21 protein-coding genes and 1 riboswitch are annotated in these 22,872 nt (G+C 26.7%); of the genes, 1 reads left to right on the top strand and 20 read right to left on the bottom strand.

Translation table 11 applies throughout. The features are described 5' to 3' along the window. Positions 1-31 precede the first annotated feature (31 nt). The 12 genes from grdA to ACFIJ5_RS03125 all read right to left on the bottom strand — a co-directional run bounded on the left by grdA (position 32) and on the right by ACFIJ5_RS03125 (position 12,710). Entirely contained in the window at positions 32-502 is a 471-nt protein-coding gene (gene grdA / locus ACFIJ5_RS03180) for a glycine/sarcosine/betaine reductase complex selenoprotein A (protein ID WP_379803693.1), read from the bottom strand. A 31-nt stretch (positions 503-533) separates the two neighbouring features. Further along, positions 534-1,820, bottom strand: coding sequence for a glycine/sarcosine/betaine reductase component B subunit (locus ACFIJ5_RS03175; RefSeq protein WP_379803690.1), 1,287 nt, complete (start codon positions 1,818-1,820; stop codon positions 534-536). A 223-nt stretch (positions 1,821-2,043) separates the two neighbouring features. Then, positions 2,044-2,376: a thioredoxin family protein gene (locus tag ACFIJ5_RS03170; RefSeq protein WP_379803688.1), complete on the bottom strand. Its 333-nt coding sequence runs from the start codon at positions 2,374-2,376 to the stop codon at positions 2,044-2,046. 83 nt (positions 2,377-2,459) lie between these two features. Continuing rightward, complete coding sequence (trxB, locus tag ACFIJ5_RS03165) at positions 2,460-3,392, bottom strand: thioredoxin-disulfide reductase (protein WP_379803686.1); 933 nt, start codon at positions 3,390-3,392, stop codon at positions 2,460-2,462. Positions 3,393-3,409: 17 nt separating this feature from the next. Next, complete coding sequence (locus ACFIJ5_RS03160) at positions 3,410-3,796, bottom strand: GrdX family protein (protein ID WP_379803684.1); 387 nt, start codon at positions 3,794-3,796, stop codon at positions 3,410-3,412. A 119-nt stretch (positions 3,797-3,915) separates the two neighbouring features. Then, positions 3,916-4,048: riboswitch (glycine riboswitch) on the bottom strand. Between the two features lie 166 nt (positions 4,049-4,214). Then, on the bottom strand, positions 4,215-5,054 hold the full coding sequence (locus ACFIJ5_RS03155; RefSeq protein WP_379803682.1) for a DegV family protein: 840 nt from the start codon (positions 5,052-5,054) through the stop codon (positions 4,215-4,217). Positions 5,055-5,071: 17 nt separating this feature from the next. Then, the gene (locus tag ACFIJ5_RS03150) at positions 5,072-5,539 is read right to left on the bottom strand and encodes a tRNA (cytidine(34)-2'-O)-methyltransferase (protein WP_379803680.1); all 468 of its coding nucleotides are present in this window, start codon (positions 5,537-5,539) and stop codon (positions 5,072-5,074) included. A gap of 111 nt (positions 5,540-5,650) precedes the next feature. Beyond that, positions 5,651-6,478 carry a Cof-type HAD-IIB family hydrolase gene (locus tag ACFIJ5_RS03145; protein ID WP_379803678.1) on the bottom strand — a complete coding sequence of 276 codons (828 nt, stop codon included), beginning with the start codon at positions 6,476-6,478 and terminating at the stop codon, positions 5,651-5,653. A gap of 77 nt (positions 6,479-6,555) precedes the next feature. Next, positions 6,556-8,877 carry a transglutaminase-like domain-containing protein gene (locus tag ACFIJ5_RS03140; protein ID WP_379803676.1) on the bottom strand — a complete coding sequence of 774 codons (2,322 nt, stop codon included), beginning with the start codon at positions 8,875-8,877 and terminating at the stop codon, positions 6,556-6,558. Positions 8,878-8,905: 28 nt separating this feature from the next. Beyond that, the gene (locus ACFIJ5_RS03135) at positions 8,906-10,030 is read right to left on the bottom strand and encodes a DUF58 domain-containing protein (RefSeq protein ID WP_379803674.1); all 1,125 of its coding nucleotides are present in this window, start codon (positions 10,028-10,030) and stop codon (positions 8,906-8,908) included. A gap of 27 nt (positions 10,031-10,057) precedes the next feature. After that, a complete protein-coding gene (locus ACFIJ5_RS03130) occupies positions 10,058-10,999 on the bottom strand; it encodes an AAA family ATPase (RefSeq protein WP_379803671.1) in 942 nt (313 codons plus the stop codon). A 205-nt stretch (positions 11,000-11,204) separates the two neighbouring features. Beyond that, positions 11,205-12,710 carry a VanW family protein gene (locus ACFIJ5_RS03125; RefSeq protein WP_379803669.1) on the bottom strand — a complete coding sequence of 502 codons (1,506 nt, stop codon included), beginning with the start codon at positions 12,708-12,710 and terminating at the stop codon, positions 11,205-11,207. Between the two features lie 242 nt (positions 12,711-12,952). Here ACFIJ5_RS03125 and ACFIJ5_RS03120 point away from each other — a divergent pair, with 242 nt between their 5' ends. Further along, a complete protein-coding gene (locus ACFIJ5_RS03120; RefSeq protein WP_379803667.1) occupies positions 12,953-13,990 on the top strand; it encodes a M42 family metallopeptidase in 1,038 nt (345 codons plus the stop codon). A 51-nt stretch (positions 13,991-14,041) separates the two neighbouring features. On the opposite strand, the gene ACFIJ5_RS03115 is transcribed toward ACFIJ5_RS03120, so the two are convergent. From ACFIJ5_RS03115 to sleB, 8 genes are all read right to left on the bottom strand, one after another. Next, positions 14,042-14,782, bottom strand: a complete 741-nt coding sequence (locus ACFIJ5_RS03115) for a DNA alkylation repair protein (RefSeq protein ID WP_379809520.1) — start codon at positions 14,780-14,782, stop codon at positions 14,042-14,044. Positions 14,783-14,939: 157 nt separating this feature from the next. Continuing rightward, the gene (locus ACFIJ5_RS03110; RefSeq protein ID WP_379803664.1) at positions 14,940-16,973 is read right to left on the bottom strand and encodes a PAS domain-containing sensor histidine kinase; all 2,034 of its coding nucleotides are present in this window, start codon (positions 16,971-16,973) and stop codon (positions 14,940-14,942) included. Positions 16,974-17,208: 235 nt separating this feature from the next. Continuing rightward, positions 17,209-18,000, bottom strand: a complete 792-nt coding sequence (locus tag ACFIJ5_RS03105) for a hypothetical protein (protein WP_379803662.1) — start codon at positions 17,998-18,000, stop codon at positions 17,209-17,211. A gap of 391 nt (positions 18,001-18,391) precedes the next feature. Beyond that, a complete protein-coding gene (locus tag ACFIJ5_RS03100; protein ID WP_379803660.1) occupies positions 18,392-19,564 on the bottom strand; it encodes an NAD(P)-dependent malic enzyme in 1,173 nt (390 codons plus the stop codon). 83 nt (positions 19,565-19,647) lie between these two features. After that, positions 19,648-20,283, bottom strand: a complete 636-nt coding sequence (gene nth, locus ACFIJ5_RS03095; RefSeq protein ID WP_379803657.1) for an endonuclease III — start codon at positions 20,281-20,283, stop codon at positions 19,648-19,650. A gap of 157 nt (positions 20,284-20,440) precedes the next feature. After that, positions 20,441-21,163, bottom strand: a complete 723-nt coding sequence (locus ACFIJ5_RS03090) for a lysophospholipid acyltransferase family protein (protein WP_379803655.1) — start codon at positions 21,161-21,163, stop codon at positions 20,441-20,443. A 189-nt stretch (positions 21,164-21,352) separates the two neighbouring features. Beyond that, positions 21,353-21,946 (bottom strand): serine O-acetyltransferase EpsC, encoded by a 594-nt coding sequence (gene epsC / locus ACFIJ5_RS03085; RefSeq protein ID WP_379803653.1) that lies wholly within the window; start codon positions 21,944-21,946, stop codon positions 21,353-21,355. A gap of 228 nt (positions 21,947-22,174) precedes the next feature. Next, positions 22,175-22,831, bottom strand: a complete 657-nt coding sequence (gene sleB / locus ACFIJ5_RS03080; RefSeq protein WP_379809518.1) for a spore cortex-lytic enzyme — start codon at positions 22,829-22,831, stop codon at positions 22,175-22,177. Positions 22,832-22,872 lie beyond the last annotated feature (41 nt).

Here is a 22,872-nt window from a genome sequence, read left to right as displayed (position 1 = left end):
TCCCCCTTTCTACAGGCTTCATGCTATGGGATTATTTATTATATTGAGAAAATTGTTCTCTTACACTTTTAACTTCTTCTATAATGTCATCAACATCAAGAACCATTTCCATCATTCCACATTGTTCATCGTAAACTGCAGCATCACATTCATCTTTAACTTCTGGTTCAACTATGTGATAAGCTCCAAGTCCTAGTGCTATACCAGCAAGAGGGCCTGCAAATGTTGGGTCTCCTGCAGCTACTGTTTCTGCTGAAAGTCCTGAAGCTTCTCCTTCAGCTCCACCTAAAACTACTACTACATTTTCAGGACCAAATTTTTCAGTTAAGTCCTTTACTCTTTGTTGGATCTCCAGATCCATAGCTCCTGCAGCTGTTCAAACAAAGCATTCTGTTGAAGCGAATATTACCTCTGCGCCAGCACTTTCTACACATGCTTGTATAGCTGGGCCTGGTATTCCATCTCTATCTCCTATAGCTATAACTTTTTTTCCTTTTAACATTTTTTATCTTCCTCCTGTTGTTTTATTAAAATTAGTATCCTTTTGCAGTTAAGTAGTTAAATCCTACTTCACTAGTAGCACCTGTAATAACTTGTATTTCAGCTTCTATTGTTCCATCTTCTCTTAAACTTCCAACGTGTCCACCAGCTATTGTATTTGCTGCTTCTGGATGACCTATTACTTTTTTCATTTTAGGTAGTACTACAACTTCATTAGCATTTCCGCCAGTAACAACAGCATCACCTTTTGGTGTTGAGTCTGCTAATGATTGAGAACTTCCATCTTGTCCTGCATATTCATCAGTAACAAGTACAGTTTTAATGCCTTTAGCAGTTATTTTATTACAATTCATAACAAGGTCTGCATCTGGATTACCAAATCCTTCTTCTGAAATAATAACCGCATCAGCACCTAAAAATTCAACTAATTTTGCTGTCCAGTTAGATGATCTTTCTTTATCAGCAAGATATACATTCTCGTTTGTAATTACACATCCTAAGAAGTTTATATCTTTTCCATGTCTTCCATATAACTCTTCAACTATTGGATGATTTAAATGAACATATGATGGGTTTTTATCACAAGCTGATACACAGTTACCACTTACAACTGCTCCATCAAAAATTTCTGTTGGATATATGAATGTTGGTATTATTTTCTTAGCATCTACACCATACACATATGTGTCATGTAGTAATCCTTGGCTTTGTAGCATATAAACATATACTACTTTTGGTAATTCAGGATATTGTTTTACCTGGTCAAGTAGTGGTAATGTTTCAAATGTTTTTATTTCATCTGGTTCAACATTTTTACCAGCTTTTCCTAAGTAAGTAGCAGCCTTAAAGCCTACCATTCTTACTGCTTCTTCATGTTGATGTTGATCTATATCTTCTTTTGGTTCACAAGTAATGACTAAGTTATTAGTTTTTGAGAATGGAGTATATTTTGCTCCTTCTCCACACATATCTATAATCCCTTCTTGGAATCCAACGATTTTACCTGTAGTTACTACTGCTGCTCCTTTAAGCACATGAGTTCTTCCACTCCCTACAGTATCAACTTTACTTATAAAACCTGGGAAAATTCCACCATTACCCTCAACTTTAACTCTTGGCTCAACTACGTCCTTTACAGGAATTATTCTTACTTCTTCACCTGGTCTAACTATATCAAAATCTATGCTAGTTAATCTCTCATCACCAGATACTTCATTTAATAATTCCTCTTTATTTACATAAAGAACACCATTTTCTACTTTAGTCTCATTTCCAAATTGCATATCCTTTATAAATATTTTTCCTAATTCTAGACGCATGAAGCTCACCTCCCTAAAAAATTCAGCTTTTATGACTATTTATTCAAAAGATTACAAAGGCATATTAACCTTTATAAGTCTCTAGAAACGAAAAAATTCAGCATTTATAATTATTTATTCAAAAGACTACAAAGGCATATTAACCTTCGTAAGTCTCTAAAATCGAAAGAAAATTAAGAATTTTAAATCTTATTATCGTTTTCACTTTTAGTATTTCTATAAATTATAGAGAATCACAATACTCTTTTATGAAATTTTCTACATCATCTAATGAACTAACTTTATCTGGAGTTATAGTTTTTACACATTCTCCATCTTTATATATTTTCATTGTTGGTAACCCTAAAACTTTTTGACCAATAGCAACTCTTCTTGCTCCACTTATATTTAAGCTTGAAAATTTAATTTTGTCACTATACTTTTCTTCTAAACCATGAACTCCTGGCATAAGTTGTTTACATATTTCGCATTTATCTCCCCAGAAATCAACAAATACAGGTTTTTCAGTACATTTTAAAACTTCTGCTTCAAAATTCTTCTTATCTAATTCTACCATTTTCAATTCCTCCTTATTTGTTTTTGTATTATTTATTTTTAGTAAAATAAGCTATATAATCATATTTTACTTTTTTCTCAAAATTATTCAGCAAAATTATTTTGAATATAATGTTCTGCATTAGTTGCAGCTATTGCACCATCAGCAGCTGCTGTTATTACTTGTCTTAATGATTTTTCTCTTATATCTCCTGCTGCAAATACACCTTCAACATTTGTTCTCATTTCTTGGTCAGTTATTATATCTCCTCTATCATTCATATTTATTTTTCCTTTAAATACTTCTGAAATTGGAAGATATCCAACAAATACAAAGCATCCATTAACTTCTACTTCACTTTTTTCTCCAGTTTTTCTATTTTCAATTACTAAGCTTTCTAGTATTTCATCACCTTTTGCTTCTAAAGGTACTGAATTCCATATAAACTTGATTTTTGGATTTTTAAAAGCTTTTTCTTGTAATGATTTTGCAGCTCTTAGCTCATCTCTTCTATGTATTACTGTTACACTTTCTGCAAATTTAGTTAAATATATAGCTTCTGTTATAGCGGAATCTCCTCCTCCAATAACTGCTATATCTAAATCTGTAAAGAAATCTGCATCGCATGTTGCACAATAAGAAACTCCTCTACCTCTTAGTTCAACTTCTCTATCAAATCCTGCTAGTCTTGGATAAGCTCCTGTAGCTATGATTACTGATTTTGCTTCATAAGTTTCATCATTTTTACATTTAATAACTTTAACTTTTCCATCAAAATCAACATCTAACACTTCATTTTTAACAAAGTTTACTCCAAAGTCTTCAGCTTGTTTTCTCATTCTTTGTGATAATGTAGTTCCTGTGCAATTTTCAATTGATCCAGGATAGTTTTCTAATTCATCTGTTGTTGTGGCTTGACCACCGTATTTTGCTCTTTCAATTAATAGTGTATCCATTCTAGATCTTGCTGCGTAAAGTCCAGCAGATAATCCAGCAGGACCTCCACCAATTATTATAGTATCATAAACATGTGCCATACTTTCATCCTCCTAACTTAATTTAATGCATGATAAATCAAATCATAATCTATAACTTGAAAGTCTTTTAATATACTTTGTGTCCATTTTGGATTTTTACCTATCTTTAAAAATTTCTCTGTTGCCATTATAGCGTTTTCAATCAGCGATAACGATTTCATATTAATATTATTACCACATTCACTTGAAATACATACAGTTCTATATGGAGTTTCATTAGGTTTAAGACTACTCATAAGAGGATGTGTTAGTAATTTATGTCCTTTATGTATATAATCCCTAGTTTTTTTCAAAACATCCATATAAGTTCCATCAATGTATTCAATAGATTGCACTTTTTCTTCATTTGCTAACTTGTCTTTTGACAAAGGATTATTTGTAATTACCATCATTCTCTCTATCACTTTTATTCTCCTTTTATATAACATAAAAGACAGCGCGTAAAAGACTTTTGCCTTTTATGCCCTGTCTATAATACCTGAGAGTTTTGCTCCTTCGGTGCTTTTTCAGCTTTCCAGAGTAATGTCCATTTTCGGTCCCTTTGCCTGAGAGATTCATATTACTTCGGCTAAAATAATATTTACTCCTTCGGCTATTTTTAAATATATTTAATTATCAATAAAATATATTTAAAAACTATCTCCCGTAAAACTTCATCCATTTACAATATTTGTTTTTGACAATTTTATTATACAACATTATTGACAATTTTTCTACAAAAATTTTATAAATTCTTATTATGATTTTTTATAATTGCTATTAAATAATTAAATACCCAAATATTATTGACATAAATCTTTTATTTAGTACTACTTTTAATAATTAATAATCTTCTACAAAAAATACTCCACAAGCATCCCATCCTGCATATGTTCCTACTACACATCCTACTTGTGCTTCTATGAATTCTTTTTCCATACTACTTATCTTTGATCTTAATTCTTCTAATATATCTTTATTATCTACATTAAGTAATATTCTTGTTGTATCTTTTTTTATACCTCTTTCGTCTAGACAAGTTAGTATCTTTCTTATAGCCTTTTTTCCGCCTCTTACCTTGTCCATAACTGACATTTCACCATCTTTTACTTCAAGTATCAGTTTTATTTTTAGCACATTACCTATAAAACCAGCAGTTTTAGATAATCTTCCTCCTTTAACTAAATTATCTAAACTTCCAAAAGCTAGTGCACTTTTAACATGCGGCTTCATTTCTTCTATTTTTTCTTCCACTTCATATATGGAAAATCCTTCTTCTTTCATCTTACAGGATTCCATAACTAAAATTCCAAGTCCTGAAGTTACATTCAAACTATCTATTACAACTATATCTTCAGTTTCTAACATGTCTCTAGCTATACAAGCTGATTGATATGTTCCACTCATTTTTGAAGATATATGTAATGACACAATTTTATATCCTTGTTCTAAATACTTTTTATAACATTCATAAAATCTTTGAGGATTAATTTGTGTAGTAGTTGGAAATGTATCTGATTCATCCATTTTTTTTAAAAATTCCATAAGATGAATATCTACACCTTCAAAGTAGGATTCGTCACCAAAATTTACAATTAAAGGTAGTACCTCTATATCGTATTTCTTTACGATATCTATTGGTAAATCTGCTGTACTATCAGTTATTATTTTGATTTTTTCCATTAAATGATACTCCTCTCTTATTTCATGTGTGGAAAATCTATTTGTCTAAGTGCCTCATATGCCACTATAGCTGCTGCATTTGAAAGATTTAGTGATCTTGTTGTTGTTTCTATCATAGGAACTCTTATACATCTTTCAGGATCACTTCCCTTTACTTCATCTGGCAAACCTGAAGATTCCCTTCCAAAAATTACAAAATCTCCATCTTTGAATTTTACATCTGTATAATAGTTTTTTCCATGAGTTGTTATAAAATAAAATGTTGAATCTTTATATTTTTTTCTCATAGCTTCATATGAATCATGCATTTCCAAATTAACATGAGGCCAGTAGTCCATACCAGCTCTTCTTACATGTTTATCATCTATACTGAATCCTAGTGGTTTTATTAAATGAAGCTTACTATTAGTAAGTACGCATGTCCTACCTATATTCCCTGTGTTATATGGTATTTCTGGTTGAAATAGTACTATGTTTAAGCTCAATTTATTCCCTCCTATTACTTCTATTACAATAATTTAATATTAACCTAATTGTACTCATTAGTAAAGATATTGAAGTATTTGTTAACAAATACTTCAAACTTAAATTAATTATTATTTATTAAAAATAAATTTATCTATTACCTTTGCTACTCCATTATTATTATTTGTATCAGTAATATAATTAGAATTATCTTTCACTAAATTTGAACCATTTTTCATAGCAACACCTAATCCTGCATATTCAATCATAGATAAATCATTTTCATTATCTCCAATACAAATAATTTCATCTTTATTAATTCCATAAAATCCTGCTAATATTTCTACTGCTCTTCCTTTACTTACTTCTTTACTCATAATTTCAAAATTACTATCATAGGAACTTACCACATTAAATTTAGATAACTTTTTAAATTCCTCTTTTGCTTTTCTAATTTTTTCTGTATTTTCATCAGTAGCAAAAGCTTTAAATATCTTTCCATCATACTCCTCAAATACTTTTTCCCAATCTTCTACTACTTTCACTTTTACTTGCACATCCTTAGGAATTGTTTTATTATATTCCAAATATTTTTGAGAAACATATATTATTTTATCTGCAAAAATAGTATCTTCTGTATAAAAATGTGCATAAATATTATATTTTCTAAACAAATTTAAAATTTCCATACATTCTTTTTTATTTATAGCACATTTATATATAACTTCATCTCTATCCTTCTCTCTTATATATGCTCCATTTGAAGCAATAACTGGAGTTTTTAACTCTAGTAAATCCGAATAAAATTTAGATGATACAAATAACCTTCCTGTGCATACAACAACTTTTACTCCATTATCATTTGCCAACTTAATTGCTTCCCTGTTTACAGTACTTATTTCTTTTCTATCATCTAATAAGGTTCCATCCATATCAGTACATAATAATTTGTATTTCATAAATACACTTCCTTTTCTTTAGTATAGAAATTAAAATTTTAAAAACAAATAATAATATTTTCCTTACAAAAAAACTTTTATTTTATTAATAATTTTTTAAAATAATATTTTATTTTATTTTGTTTTTGTTTAATATATTTTTCAATATTATAATAAAATTCTTTTTTATTATAACTATTATTGAATTCATTTCCATAATACTCATCATAATATATTTTAACTATCTTTAATAACATACTTCTCAATTCATCATCATTTATTGTAAATATAAATTCTAAATCTCCCATATAAGCTGATTTTTCTATACCTATAACTTTTAACCTTTTTAAAGTATATTCATATAACGGAATTATACTCTTACCCTCTAACATTTTATTTTTCTTAATATTATATAGTAATAAATATAATGTTACACAAAGTATCAATAATAATAGTACCAAAACATGAATTATCTTAAATTTATTTGTACTATTGTTAACATTTAACTCTGTACTTTCTTTAGTTATATCACTATTTTTTTGTTTTTTTAATGGAACATTGTGCATATTTTTATAATACTCCATGGAATAATCATCTTTTTTCTTTTTCTCATTCATTCTAATTCTAAATTCTAATGGTGTTGGTGCCGGATCTGCTGCAGTCCATATATTAGAATTTGAATTTATTAAAATTTCACACCAAGCATGAGCCTGCTCATTGGTAACATCATTGTAACTTGATAAATCCATTCTATTTGACATTTTAAAGCCTTCAACGTATCTAGAAGGAATACCAGCAATTCTACACATAATAGTCATTGATGAAGCAAAGTATGTACAGTATCCTTTTCTTCCATCAAATAAAAAATAATCTACAAAATCTCTACCATCTGGGACATCAGAAACCTCTAAAGAATATTTGTAATTTTTTTCTAAATACTTCTTAATATTTTCAATTTTTTCTATATTATTTTTACAATTCAATGTAATGCTATTTACTAAATTATACACTCTACGAGGAACACTTTTGGGAACTTGTAAATATTTTTTATATTGAGATTCTACAGTATCATTAAATGTTCTAAATCTAAAACTTGTTATATAATTCTCTTCTTTATCACTCCTTATGAAAATTGTTTTTCCTTCTCTATTTCTCTCATACTGCATATTTCCAAGGGAATAGTCATTGGATATTCCATCGCTAAACTCTATTTCCCTTTTCATATCCTCAAAAGTTTCTAAATTAGTTAAATGATATTTAACACTATACTGTTTATCTTGTACATGTGAACCAATGAATATAGGAATTTTATTATAAAAAACTTGTCCTCTTTCTGTTTGTACATCATAGGTATATGAAGGTACTAAGAAGGAATGTGTCTTTAATAATTTAGGATATATAACCAAAGATTGATTAGTAATCTTTTCTTCATTCAGCTTATAAACATTCATAATTTGTTTATCTTTGCGTTTTTGAAAAAAACTCTCAGCTTCTCCATCCTTCCATGAATATCCTGTATAATAATCTCTAACCGTTCCTTTCAAATATTTTATACCTCTACCTCTTACTTGAAAAGCTACCTTATTATTTATTTTAATTGAACCACCTAACTTCTTTTCACTATTAGAATATCCTGAATTAACTATAGAATATGCATTTTTCTTAAGTTTTTTTGAAGATATTGATCCATTACCCGATACAAATTTATTTTCAAATATGCCTTTAAGATTTATAGAATATTTTCCTTTAATATCTTGAGGAAGTAATACTGATACAGTTGATATTATTACTGATAAAATACAACAGTAAATTATCATTTTTACTTTTGACATTCTTATTTCAATATTTTTCTTTTTAAGCTCTTTAATACGTCTTTTATACAGAAATAAAGCGTAGGTAATAATACTTATAAATAAATATGCATGTAAACATGATATTACTTCTTCTGTAAAGTTTAAAAACCACATAAATATTATATAAATTAAATTAACTATTAAAATAAAATTATTAAATTTATAGGTTATAGCTAACAATATAGGTATTAATATAACAAACCCTACTATAAAAAATGGTTTAAATTGATAAAAATAAGTAGGTTTTAATTTATCTGTTAAATTATATAAAACATTATAATTATTAATAAATTCTTTTTTTACAAAGTTACTTACTATGTTATATTGAAAAAATATAATTAAACCCAAAAATATCATTGATGATAACATACTTAATATCTTATATATTTTCTTTTTTAATGCAGAACTGTATAACCAATAAATAAATACTGATATTAAATAAAATAAAATAACAAATATATAATCAAAATTCTGTATTATTAATGTTTTCTCCATTAATTTAAACATAAACATAATATTAATAAAAACCAACATTATAGTTAAACTTTTATCTTTAATCCATCCCATTATTAAAAGTTACCCCTTTTTTATATAATTAATCTTTTAAAAATATATTAAAATTTATACATTTTATCTGTGCTTTATTTAATAATTTAATGTTTTCTAGTTCTATAAGATCTTTTGAATAATAAAACACATTAACTTCATATCCTTTTTGATTTAAATTTAAAATTACATCTCTTAATTTTTTATCTACCTTTACTGTAATTATCTGTACCAAACTTTTGGGTGAAATATAATGTAATTTACTATTTATAAAATCATAAAATTTCATATCTCCACTGCTTTTTTTACTTATAAATTTTTCCATTAAATCATAAAATGATTTATCATCAAATATGTTTAATCTCCTTTGTTCACTATCATTTATAAATAAATTACTTTTTATATTATTATTTCTCATATAATTTATAAGAGATGCACAACATTCAATTGACTTTTCTTCTACAATATCTTTTTCATCAATAAGAAAATTTTCTTTATTAAAATTTAAAAATATATTACATTCCATCCCCAAAGTATTTTCAAAATTTTTAACATATAATTCATTATGTTTTGCACTTAGTTTCCAATGAATTTTTCTTAAACTATCCCCTAATCTATATTTTCTTACATCTTTTACTATAGATAAATCCTCTGCATACTCATTAGTAGACAATTTGTCTTGATAATTATATTTTCCATATGAAACAAACCCTTTAAAATAATATATCTTAGGATATACTTTTATTACTTCACAGTTTGACCTTATAGTCTTTTTTATAGAAAATATATTAAATAAATCATCCACTTTTACTTTAAATTCATCTAAAGTATAGACTCCTCTTAATTTAAAATCTAATTTCAAGTTAAGAAGTTCACTTCTTGATGAATCTAAAAAAAGACAATGTCCATTATAATTTTTATTTAGAATTTTAAAGGTATCATTTTCTATAAATACATATGGCATACTATAATTTCTAATCAACACTTTAATATTTCCTTTATCTCCAGCTATATATGTTGTCTCATCTATATCAATTTTTATTGATATATTTTTTAGAGCAATTAATATATATATTCCTTCTAATAATAGTGCTGTTAAAAAAATGTAAAAAATTGAATAAGGTAAATTTCCTCCAAAAAAAGTGCAAATATAAAAGTTAATATTATTAAACATATTGATTTCTTATTTATCTTTATCATATTAATTCACCTTTGGTATTGAAATAGTATTTAATATATCCTTTATTATACTCTCACTAGTATAATTATTTGCTTTTGCTGAAGGAGTTAATATTAATCTATGACTTAATACAGATATAGCATTTTCTTTAATGTCTTCAGGTATAACATACTGTCTATTGTCAATAAGCGCACTTGCTTGAGATATTTTCAAAAGTGCCAGTGCTGCTCGTGTACTAGCTCCTAATAACAAATATTTATGATTTCTAGTTGTATTTACTAGCTTTACTATATATCTATTTATTTCATCACTTACATATATTTTTGCAGCTTGTTTTTGAAGTTCTATAATATCTTCACAGCTTGCAACTTCACCTATTTCTTGTATAGGCTCTCTTTCTTTATAAATTTTAAGAATTTTTAATTCATCTTGTTCATTTACATATCCAATCTTTGCTTTAATAATAAACCTGTCAAGTTGTGCTTCTGGAAGTGAAAAAGTGCCTTCATATTCTATGGGATTTTGAGTTGCAAGTACTAAAAATGGTTTTTGAAGCTTATATACATTATTTCCTTCTGATATCTGTTTTTCCTCCATTACTTCAAGTAATGCCGACTGAGTTTTTGGAGATGTTCTATTTATTTCATCAGCAAGAATAATATTTGCAAATATAGGTCCTTTCTTAAATTCAAATTCCATAGTCTTCTGATTATAAATAGATACACCTGTTATATCAGATGGAATTAAATCTGGAGTAAATTGTATTCTATTATAGGATAAATTAAAAGATTTTGCTAAAGCTTTAACCAAAGTAGTTTTTCCAACCCCAGGAATATCTTCTATTAGAACATGTCCATTTGCAATTATTGCTTTTAATATATTCTTTATCTCTTTATCTTTTCCAATTACAACTTTTCCAATATTACATATAATTTTTTCTATAATTTTAGTCGTATCATCCATAAACTAAACCCCCTATTTGTTTTTTGAATTATATTACTATTTTACCATAATATTTTATGTTTATATATATCTACACATTTTTTACGTATAAAAAAATATTTTTTTGTAAACAAGACTTAATTATAATCATACTTTGTAAAAAAACTGATAAGATTAAAATATAATCTCATCAGTTTTTATTCTTAACTATTGGTCATTAATAATTTTATGGATTACTTGTACTATTATCAGATTCACTGCTATTAGATTCATCACTACTAGATTCGTTATTAGCATTCTCTTCATTGGTATTATTAGTATCATCATTAGGTTTCTTCTCATCTGTTTCAGTCTCAGCACTTTCTGGTTTTTTAGTACCTCTTTTGCTTAATCCATTTACAGGTCTATAATAATCCTTTGATATTAATTCTTTCTTTACAAATTTTCCATTTTCATAAATATTTCTGTACACTTTAACTTTGAATCCAGTATGTGCCTTTTGTATTACTTCAGTTTTTCCTTCTTCCAAATTCGGATCATCTTGATATTCAACTTTAGCTTCAACTGTATCATACACATTATTTTCTATAGTATAAGTTCTTTTTTTCAGACTATTATTACTATAAATATTAAAATAAAGAACCTTATTCGCAGTATATCCTTCAATATAAACAGGATGTTCTGTAGTATTTTTAAATTTATAATCTAATGATCCATAACTTACTGTAGCATCTCTTCCTTTTGGTACATAATGAGATACTAAAGTATGATTAGTCCTTTCAACTGACTTTAACCCTGACTTTAATACAGCATTATATAAAGTAGTAGAAACTTGACATACTCCTCCACCTAATCCTGGTTCAACCTTGTTTCCTATTATAACTGCAGCATTTTTATATCCTCTTTCAGCAGTTCTTGGTCCGACTACATCATTAAAACTAAAAACTTCCCCTGGCATAAGTATAATTCCATTAATACTATTAGTGGCCACCCTTACATTAGTTGCTCTTCCATATGAAGATGTCCTAAAACTAGTATTATATGATGCTATTAATGAATTAACACTTGAAAGTTTTTGTTTTGTAACTTTAGGCTCAATTTTTTTTACAGGTATGTCTAAAGTAAAATTACCTGCTTCTGTTTCATTAATTTTATCTTTTATATCTTTTTTTAATTTTTCAACTGATACTTTCATACCTTCTTGTCCAGCTATGATTTCAAAATCGCTTGTCCCTTTTCTTTTTAAATATGCATTTTTAGGTTCACAGTTTGTATCTTTTTCTATCATATCAATTACATTTTTTATTGGTTCACTTTTATAAGTAAATTCCATTTTATACTGTTTTTCCTTATTCCTTATCAAATTATACTTTTGAAAAATGTTTAAATCTTTTCCATAATTAAACACTTCATCTATTATACCTGCAATATCATATTTAGCGTCTAATTTAGAATAATCAATTGTATAAGTTTTATTTTTCGATTTTAAATTAATTTGATTTTGTTGAATAGCTTTTTCGCCATACCTTTCTTTTAATAATTTTAAAGCATCATTCTTAGTTTTTCCTGATAAATCTACACTTCCTACTTTTACTCCAGGATAAACTAAATTGTTATAATTATTAACAGTAAAATATACATAACTCATAAAACCAATTAGTGCTAAAATACCCATTGCAACTAGTGAATATAGAATTCCTCTTTTAGTAGTTTTGTTGTTTCTTTTTCTCATAGTGCAACCTCTCCTTTTAAATGTACCTCAATATTATACTATAAAAATATATATTATTACTATGACTTTTTAGTTTAATTTATTAGTATATTTATATTAAGATTTTATTTACAATATTTAATTTATATATATTTTTACATATTATATAAGTTAATAATAAATTTATATATTAAATATATTATTTGAAAATTTAATTAATTATGTTAAAATTAACTTGTCAAACAATTAAAGGAGTGATAATAATGAACTACAATGAAGAAAAAATAAAATACTATTTAAAAAATATATTATCAATATCCAGTCCAACTGGATACACAAATAAAATAATGGATTACATCAAAGAAGAACTGCATATGTTAAATGCATATTACGTTACAACTAATAAAGGAGCTGTCGTTGTTACTATAAAAGGGAAAAATGACAACTATCAAAGAACTCTTTCTGCACATGTAGATACATTAGGGGCTATGGTTAAAGGTATAAATTCTACTGGCACCTTAGCATTAACTCCTCTTGGAGGATTTATGATGAATTCTATAGAAGGAGAAAATTGTACTATAGAAACCATCGAAGGTAAAACATTTACTGGAACTATACAAACTCAAAAACCTTCAGTACATATAAGCGGTGACGATGCTCGTGGATTAAAGAGAACACCTGAAAATATGGAAGTCGTGTTAGATGAAAAGGTTTCTTCTAAGGAAGATGTAGAAAAATTAGGAATAGATGTTGGAGATTTTATATGCTTTGATACAAGAACAAGATTTACAGAAAAAGGTTTTATAAAAACTAGACACCTTGACGATAAAGCTAGTGTAGCAATTTTACTTTATACAATAAAATACTTAATAGAAAATAATATCGAATTACCTTATACTACTAATTTCTTTATTAGCAATTACGAAGAAGTAGGACATGGTGCTTGTTATATTCCTGAAAGAACTAAAGAATTTGTATCAGTTGATATGGGAGCCCCTGGACTTGACCAAAATTCTTCTGAATACAGTGTATGTATTTGCGCAAAAGATTCTTCTGGACCTTATGATTTAGATTTAAGAAAAAAATTGACTCATCTTTCAAAGGAAAATAATATTGACTATAAAATAGATACATATCCTCATTATGGTTCTGATGCATCTGCTGCAGTTAGAGCTGGCTGGGACATTAAGACTGCTTTAATAGGCCCTGGTGTTTTTGCTTCTCATGCTTATGAAAGAACTCATATGGATTCAGTTTTAGCTACAATTGATTTAGTTTTAAATTATTGTAAATCTGAATAAAAAAAAGGCCGGTAATTCCGGTCTTTTTCTTTAAAAAGTATTTTAATCACATTATTTTTTATACTTATCTCTAAGCTTCTTTATGATTATTTTATCTTCTTTACTAACCTTTCTAGATTCTAAAATTTTCTTTAAAGCTTTATTAATACAATTCAACTCTATCTTTTCACTCTTTATATAATTTAAAGTAAGTTCTTTATTTGTAAAATAACACGTACTTATAAGCCAACCTATAGCCATAGTAACATAATGTTCTTTACTTTTTACATAATCCATTAATAAAAATATATCATCTAAATATTTTTGATCAACAAAATAATTATTTAAAAGTACAATACCAAACCTTATTTCCCACGGATTGTTACTTCTTATATATTTCTTAATCCTTAGAAAAAAACTTTCTTTATTAGTTTTTACAGGATTTCTTAAACTTACTACAAAATTATCACAAAGTGCCCAATTATTTATTCTCAAGATATATAAATCAATATTATTGAACAATTCTTTACTGCTGCAATAATTCAGATGTGGTAATATCATACCTTGAATGATTTTTTCTTCATATGTATTTTCATCTTCCAAAAAGTTGTATACCTTTTCAATTTCTGTACTTTGACTTAATTTTTTTGCTATTTTTCTTAACATAGGTATGCGTATACCTATGTTTTCTCCTATATTAGGAATTACCTTTTCATTATATTCCTTATATTTTGATTCACCTAATGTATATAATAACTCTCTAAATTCTGTATACATATTTTTATCCCATTTTACACTTTTTAAATCTTGCATATTCAACACAAATTCTCCCCCTATTAAATCGATTTTTCTTGTTTGATGTTTTATGCAATTTTTCATTAGGCAATTTAAAGTATTTTATGTTTTATATTTTTTAAAAATAGCTTTTTTTATATTATATTATAATTATTGATACTTTTAAAATAAAAGTTTAGTTATTATTATATATATCAGAAAATTCTATATGAATTCTTTCAATATTATTATAATTTCTTGCATATTTTCCTAAATTATTTTGATTTTGTGTTTCATTTATGGTTCTACATGGTAATTCTATTATAAACTCACTACCTTTACCACATTCACTCTTTAGTGATATATTTCCACCATGCATTTCTATTAACGATTTCACTAATGATAACCCTATACCACTACCTTCTCTTTTTCTAGAAAGAGATTTATCTACTTGTACAAATCTTTTAAATATATCCTTTTGCTTCTCCTTTGGTACTCCTATTCCTGTATCTTTTACTGATATTAGTATTCTATCACCTTTATCATATATATTTACACATATTTTTCCTCCAGGTTTAGTAAATTTTATTGCATTAGATAATAAATTAAGTATTATCCTCTCAACTTTATCTTTATCACAAGCAATAATTTTTTCCTCTATCTCAGTATCAAAAATCAAATCAATTCCATGATTTTCTATATATTCTGCAACAGATAAAGTTATTTCTTCTACAACACTTACTATATTACAATTTTTCAAATTTAATCCAAAATAACCTGCATCAATCTTCGTAATATCAATAAGATTATTAACTAATCTTATAAGTCTATAACAATTTTGCTTCATTATCGTTACATATTTGGGAATTTTATATTTTTCATTTTCATTATTTTTTAATTTTTTTTCATATAATTCAATAAGCTGAAGCGCTGCAAATATAACATTTATTGGTGTTTTTAATTCATGAGATATATTTGAAAAAAATTCAGTCCTAATTTTATCATATTCTATAGTTTGTTTTAATAAATTAGTTTTCTCTTTAACTTTTTCTTTTAATTCTTCTATTCTTTTTCTTTCAGATATATTTCTTAGTATTTCAAGTATCGCAACTGTATCTCTATAAGGAATAACAGTTGATGTAGTTTCTACTTCTACCATATGACCATCTGATTTTCTTATAAATTTCTCTTCAGCAAGCGGTACAGTGCCCTCTCTTAATACTCTATCCATTCTTTGTTGATATAAAGATTTATAATCTGACTGTATCTCCATTAGCTTATAATTATACTTACCTATTATCTCTTCTGGATCATTACAACCTAAGAGCTTTGCACAAGCTTTATTACAATATTCTATTTTTCTATTGCTATGAACCAAAACAGAATCAGGCATAAGTTCTACTAATTTTCTGTATCTGTTCTCACTTTTTTTTAAATCTTCTTCTGCTTTTTTTCTCTTATCTATATCAAAAGCTATACCTATCATTATTGGCCTATCTGTAAAATTAATTAATCCTTTACTAAATTCAATCCATTTCTCTTTTCCACTTTTAGTTATTATTTTCATTTCATAAGTTGAAAGTACATTTTTAATATCTTCTGATTTCTCTACATTGTTAATAATGTATTTTTGAAACTTTGGATCAAAAATATCCTTAAAATCTATATTACAAATTTCTTTTTTAGTATATTCTGTAAATTTTTCTGCTGCTGTATTTAAATAAATACACTTTTTATTATTGTACATAAAAACAAAAACAGAATTTAGTTCTGTTAGAGCTTTAAATTTTATCTCACTTTCTGCTGTCTTATTCCAAACATCCGCACAACAACATACTAGTTCATCAAAAAAATTAATATTAAATTTTACAATTTCAATTTTGATTTTCTCTCCTAAATTACTTTGTAATATTATATCTGAATATGCTTTTCTAAAACACTGTAAAATTTTTATAAGCTTACTAATAGTTAATTTGATTTTTTGCTGTATTAATAATTTTTTTATTCCATATGTGCAGATATTACTAAATTGATCTTTATATAATTTCTTTAAATTAGTTTTATCATCATTATTTAAAAATATATAATTTATTGTATCAGAAATCATTTTCGATGAATCTTTCCATATCTCTCTTTGGCTGTCATTAATACCATATCCCTCTTGTTCCATATAATATAAAAATTTTTCTAAAATTTCTTCTTTTCCCTTCTCTAAAATATCACTTAACATATACCACTCTACCCCTATCCTTAACTAATTATGCATAGTAATTCTAATGCAAATTTATTTGATATTCAAATCCAATACCTTAATTCAATATCTATATAATACCATAAAAATATCATTTATTAGAATAAAAGTTAAATTATTACCTATTTAAAATTATAACTTATAATACTATATAATAACAAAATAGGTAATAGCACTTCTATAGTGCTATTACCTATTCTCTTACCTATATTAATTATTTATCTTTAATAATCTCATGCTTTTTATCTATAATTATATTATTGAAAGAATATCCAAATTCCTTTCCTTCACAACATGAATATGATGAATTAATAGGAACTGTCATATCAAATTTAACTAATCCCTTTCCTTCCTCATAAACACATTTTTCTACATACTTATTATTTTGAAATCCTTTTATATTATCTACTATAGTCTTTGTTTCATATTTTTTCACACCTTTTTCTTCACTTATATTCTCTATTTTTGTAAGTGCTTTATACTCTTTTCCATTATACTCAAATTTTTGTTCCCAAGAACTTTCTTTCTTTAGAGGCAATTTTAAAATAACTTTTTCTGGTATTATAGAATTTAATATATTAGCTTCTTTTTTTTCTGAAGAACTATAATTAACATTAACTTTTTGTATTATTTTTTCATTATCAACTTCATACTTTAAATATATATCCGCAAAAGTGCATTGATCATGTAATTTTGCTAACATATTTATAATTGTTTTATTATCTTTAACCTCAACACTATCTGCTCTTAAAAAATAACCATATTCAGCATATCCTCTATAATCTAACGTTTTGTCACTATCCAAACAAAATAGCTTAACTAATTTATTACTACTATCTTTACTATTTTTTTTACATGACAATTTAACACTTTCATTATCATTGTCACCATAAATTTTTATATTGGTATTATTGAACCTTGTACTATAACTAAATGTAAAAATAAATATAAGTACTATACAAAATTTAAATATTAATCTTATAATTTTTGATTTATCTTTCCTCACATTTTCACCCCTCAATGTTATTTTTCTAATTTAACATTAAAATCCTTTTATCCTCTGATATAAACAGTAGCAGTTTTAGTACTTTTTTATAAAATACATTTTATTAACATATGTAATTCAATGTTAATATATTCTATATATATTGATATCTTTGTCCACCTGTTACAATATTATTCAATTCAAGCCAAAATATTACTACTAATGTTTCAAAGTTATAAAAAAAGTACTCAGAGGCTAGTTTTTTATTAACTTACACTTTGTCAGGTGAAAAATAAACCTCAATACAAAAAGTAAAAGCATACAGTGCATAAAAAACTTGTTCAAATGTTTTTTACGCAATATATGCTTTTTGAGACTATATACAGAATCCTTGGATTATGTTTCTATATTCTTATACCCTTGCTATTCCCATTTCTTTTGCTATTCTTTTAACCTCATTTGCTACAGAATTTGACACACTCTTATTAAATGCATTAGGAATTATATTTTCTTCATTTAGCTCTTTATCATTAACAATATTTGCAATACCTCTTGCTGCAGCCAATTTCATCTCGTCATTAATTTCAGTAGCTCTTACTTCCAATGCTCCTTTAAAAATTCCTGGAAATACTAAAACATTATTTATTTGATTTGGAAAATCTGATCTTCCTGTAGCTACTATTCTTGCTCCAGCCTCTTTTGCCTCGTTTGGCATAATTTCAGGTGTTGGATTAGCCATAGCAAATACTATACTATCTTTATTCATAGTTTGTACCATTTCTTTTGTAAGTACACCTGGTGCAGATACTCCTATGAAAATATCTTTACCTTTTATTACTTCTTTTAATTCTCCTTTTTCAAAGTTTCTGTTTGTAACCTTAGAAATTTCTTTTTGAGCATCATTTAAATTACAATCTTCTTCTACTACTGCACCAAACTTATCACACATAACTATATTTTTTATTCCAGCTTTTAAAAGCAACTTACAAATTGCTATTCCAGCTGAACCTGCTCCATTTATAATAACCTTTACATCTTCCACATTTTTATTTACAAGTCTTAATGCATTATAAACTCCTGCAAGAACTACTACAGCTGTCCCATGTTGATCATCATGAAATACTGGAATATCTAACTCTTCTTTCAATTTTTGTTCAATATAAAAACATTCTGGGGCTTTTATATCCTCAAGATTAATTCCACCAAAAGAAGGTGCTATTAATTTTACAGCATTAATAACTTCATCTGGATTTTCTGTATCTAAACAAATTGGTACAGCATTTACTCCTGAAAATTCTTTAAATAAAAGTGCTTTTCCTTCCATAACAGGAAGTCCTGCTTCTGGTCCTATATTTCCCAGCCCTAATACTGCTGTTCCATTAGTAACTACTGCTACGGTATTACTTTTCATAGTGTAATCATATACTTTATCCTTTTGTTTTGATATCTGAACACAAGGTTCAGCTACCCCTGGCGTATATGCTATGGATAAATCTTTCATTGATTTAACATCCATTTTTCCTACAATCTCTAATTTTCCTTTTAATTGCTTATGTACATTTAGTGCTTCACTTCTAATATCCATGACTATGCCCTCCCAAATTTATGCATAATTTCCTCTAAGATTATTGTAACACTTGAATTAGATAATTCAATATTATTAACTTTTTATTCTTTATTATCTTTATAATATTCGCAATAATTATTTAAAGGGCATTTACTGCATTCAGGTTTTCTTGCTTTACATATCTTTCTACCATGCCATATTATATAATGATGAGTATCACTCCACATTTCCTTAGGAACATTTTGCATAAGCTGCTTTTCAACTTCATTTACATTTTTGCCTTTACCAATTCCTATTCTATTAGCTACTCTAAATACATGAGTATCTACTGCAATTGCTGGCACATTAAATGCATTTGATAAAACTACATTAGCAGTTTTTCTACCAACCCCTGCTAAAGTCATAAGTTCTTGTCTAGTATTAGGAATTTTTCCGTTAAATTTATTTAAAATATCCTTAGTTGCACTAAGAATATTTTTACTTTTATTCTTATAAAGGCCACAAGATTTTATTTTTTCTCCTAACTGTTCTTGAGATAAGGTCACCATTTTTTGTGGTGTATTATATTCTTTATATAATTCTTCAGTTACTTTATTTACTCTTTCATCAGTGCATTGAGCACTTAATATTGTAGATACTAATAACTCATATGGAGAATCAAAATTTAAACCACATTTCACACCTTTATATGTGTTAGCTAAAATATCTAATACTTTAGAAATTATTTGTTTGTCCATAACTTATATCCTTTCTTTTAAGTACTTTTACCTATATTTTATCCATTTACATTTTAATTTAACATAAAATGATAAAAATAAAAAGTTAGTACTTCTACGCATTCTAGAAATACTAACTATAATACAACTTAACTTTCATACAAAAATCCTTAATATATTATTCGTCAATACCTTGGACTGTTTCTGAATAAACTCCTCTATAACTTTCTGGAAGTAATTTCGCTATATTTCCCATTATGTAATCCATACATCTATATCTGTAATGTTTTTTATCCTCACCTTGTTGTTTAGTAGGAAGTTTTATTGGTTTGCCTATCTTTACATGTACATCAGCATGTTGAAACTTTTCTTTACCCATATCCTTATCGTCTATTGGTAAAAGCTTTTCTGTTCCCCACATTCCTACAGGAACTATTGGTACTTTTGTGAGTTTAGCTATTAGCAATATTCCTTGCTTACCTTCTATCATTTTACCTGTCCTACTTCTTGTGCCTTCAGGAAAAATAAGAACATTATTACCTTGTTTTACTTTTTTTACTACATTTGAAATAGCATCTTTATCTGCGGAATTTGGTTTAATAGGAATGGTTTTTACAATATTTATTCCTAATTTTGTAAGCCTATTACTACTTAACTTTATACCTGCAACAAAAGTAACATCTTTATCTTTTAGTACCTTATCTAATACTAGTCCATCTGAATTACTTAAATGATTTCCTATAAATAAAATGGGACCATCTATTTTTTCTATAAATTCCTTTCCCTCTACTTTTATATTAGCATAATTGTTTATATAATAACCTAATATTTTTTTAGATAAAGAAATTATCATTTTGTCAGGTAAGATTTCCATAAGCTTTAGTGCTATAGGAGAAATCATATCAATTCCACCTTTCTTTAAAATAACATCCTATATTATATTATAATTTGATTTTACATAAAAGTCTATTTAATAATTAATATTTTCAAAATTTTGGAACATACAAAATAAAGGCACATATTGCATAAAAAAAAACATATACCTAAAAGTAAACAAACATTTTTTAGATATATGTTTTTATATTATAAATTAAACAACTTTCTCTTCATATTTATTTTCATCACTGTAATCATTATTTAATACAGCCTCATCTGTAGTTAATTGTATTTTTTTCTCTCTAATAATTCTTGCTGGTATTCCAACTGCAGTACAATTTGCAGGAACATCTTTTAATACTACTGAATTGGCTCCTATCTTAGCATTACAGCCAATTTTAATTGGTCCTAATACCTTAGCTCCACTTCCTATAAGTACCTTATTTCCTACTGTTGGATGTCTTTTACCTTTTTCCTTACCAGTTCCTCCTAAAGTTACTCCGTGATATAACACTACATCATCACCTATTTCTGCCGTTTCTCCTATTACTACTCCCATACCATGATCAATAAACAATCCCATACCAATTTTAGCCCCAGGATGAATTTCTATACCAGTAAAAAATCTAGATATTTGAGATATTAATCTCGCTAAAAAAAATAATCTTTTTTTATATAAAAAATGTGCTATTCTATGATTAATCATAGCATGTACTGATGGATATAATAAAAATACCTCTAATCTATTTCTTGCCGCTGGATCATTTTTTATTACAACATCCAAGTCATATATCAATTTTTTAAACAAAATTTTTCCCCCTAATACTTAATTAAAACAAAATTCAAAGAATAGAGTTCAAATAGAATATGATTAATTGCTCTTTAAACTTTGTAGTTTTATACTTTTTATTACCTTTTTTATCTATTAAAAGTTAAATTATCTCTTAATACTATAATGTGATACTTATATCCGAGTATTTTAGTATGAATTAGTTATGTTACATTATATTATCGAACTTCTAAATTGTCAACTATATTATCTACAAAATCTATGCTTTCCTATTATTTTTATCAGAGGTCTTGACCATATCCATTTATTTGTAGTTTTTGCAGGATTATAGTAATAAACAGCACCTCCTGAAGGATCCCATCCATTCAAAGCATCTCTTGCAGCATTTATAGAACTTTGTCTTAAATTAGCATTTATTTGTCCATCAACTATAGCTGTAAATGCCCCCGGTTGATAAATTACTCCTGCTACAGTAGATGGAAAACGGGGATCTTTTACTCTATTTAGAACAACAGCTCCTACTGCCACCTGTCCTTCATATGGCTCACCCCGTGCCTCTCCATTTATTAATCTTGCTAACAAATTAACATCTTGATTATTTGAAGAATATCTTGTAGATGTGGTATTTGTTTTAACATATATACCTAATGCTGATAGTGTTTTATTTCCTACTATCCCATCTACACCTAATCCATTTTTAGATTGAAAATATCTAACAGCCTTATATGTCTGATATCCATATATTCCATCTATTGAACCTTTATAATAACCCCATCGTTTTAATTTATCTTGAATTTTATATACCAAACCACCTTTAGAACCATACTTATATGTTACTACATTTACTGCATTTTTATATGGCATGAGATATACATAACTAATACTATATGTACCAAAAACCATTAATAAACAAATAGCTAACTTTCTAATAAAATTTTTATTCA

Source organism: Haloimpatiens myeolchijeotgali, assembly GCF_042688525.2.
In the GTDB taxonomy this organism is placed as follows: domain Bacteria; phylum Bacillota; class Clostridia; order Clostridiales; family Clostridiaceae; genus Haloimpatiens.
This window is presented reverse-complemented; position numbering and strand designations above follow the sequence as displayed.

What these genes read in the sequence shown, in the direction of transcription:
- ACFIJ5_RS03120 (WP_379803667.1), top strand. Translation starts at nt 12,953, where the DNA reads ATGAACTACAATGAAGAAAAAATAAAATACTATTTAAAAAATATATTA.
- ACFIJ5_RS03130 (WP_379803671.1), bottom strand. Translation starts at nt 10,999, where the DNA reads ATGGATGATACGACTAAAATTATAGAAAAAATTATATGTAATATTGGA.
- ACFIJ5_RS03100 (WP_379803660.1), bottom strand. Translation starts at nt 19,564, where the DNA reads ATGGATATTAGAAGTGAAGCACTAAATGTACATAAGCAATTAAAAGGA.
- trxB (WP_379803686.1), bottom strand. Translation starts at nt 3,392, where the DNA reads ATGGCACATGTTTATGATACTATAATAATTGGTGGAGGTCCTGCTGGA.
- ACFIJ5_RS03110 (WP_379803664.1), bottom strand. Translation starts at nt 16,973, where the DNA reads ATGTTAAGTGATATTTTAGAGAAGGGAAAAGAAGAAATTTTAGAAAAA.
- ACFIJ5_RS03135 (WP_379803674.1), bottom strand. Translation starts at nt 10,030, where the DNA reads ATGTTTAATAATATTAACTTTTATATTTGCACTTTTTTTGGAGGAAAT.
- ACFIJ5_RS03175 (WP_379803690.1), bottom strand. Translation starts at nt 1,820, where the DNA reads ATGCGTCTAGAATTAGGAAAAATATTTATAAAGGATATGCAATTTGGA.
- ACFIJ5_RS03115 (WP_379809520.1), bottom strand. Translation starts at nt 14,782, where the DNA reads ATGCAAGATTTAAAAAGTGTAAAATGGGATAAAAATATGTATACAGAA.
- ACFIJ5_RS03125 (WP_379803669.1), bottom strand. Translation starts at nt 12,710, where the DNA reads ATGAGAAAAAGAAACAACAAAACTACTAAAAGAGGAATTCTATATTCA.
- ACFIJ5_RS03145 (WP_379803678.1), bottom strand. Translation starts at nt 6,478, where the DNA reads ATGAAATACAAATTATTATGTACTGATATGGATGGAACCTTATTAGAT.
- sleB (WP_379809518.1), bottom strand. Translation starts at nt 22,831, where the DNA reads ATGGTTTTTGGTACATATAGTATTAGTTATGTATATCTCATGCCATAT.
- nth (WP_379803657.1), bottom strand. Translation starts at nt 20,283, where the DNA reads ATGGACAAACAAATAATTTCTAAAGTATTAGATATTTTAGCTAACACA.
- ACFIJ5_RS03090 (WP_379803655.1), bottom strand. Translation starts at nt 21,163, where the DNA reads ATGATTTCTCCTATAGCACTAAAGCTTATGGAAATCTTACCTGACAAA.
- ACFIJ5_RS03155 (WP_379803682.1), bottom strand. Translation starts at nt 5,054, where the DNA reads ATGGAAAAAATCAAAATAATAACTGATAGTACAGCAGATTTACCAATA.
- ACFIJ5_RS03170 (WP_379803688.1), bottom strand. Translation starts at nt 2,376, where the DNA reads ATGGTAGAATTAGATAAGAAGAATTTTGAAGCAGAAGTTTTAAAATGT.
- ACFIJ5_RS03140 (WP_379803676.1), bottom strand. Translation starts at nt 8,877, where the DNA reads ATGGGATGGATTAAAGATAAAAGTTTAACTATAATGTTGGTTTTTATT.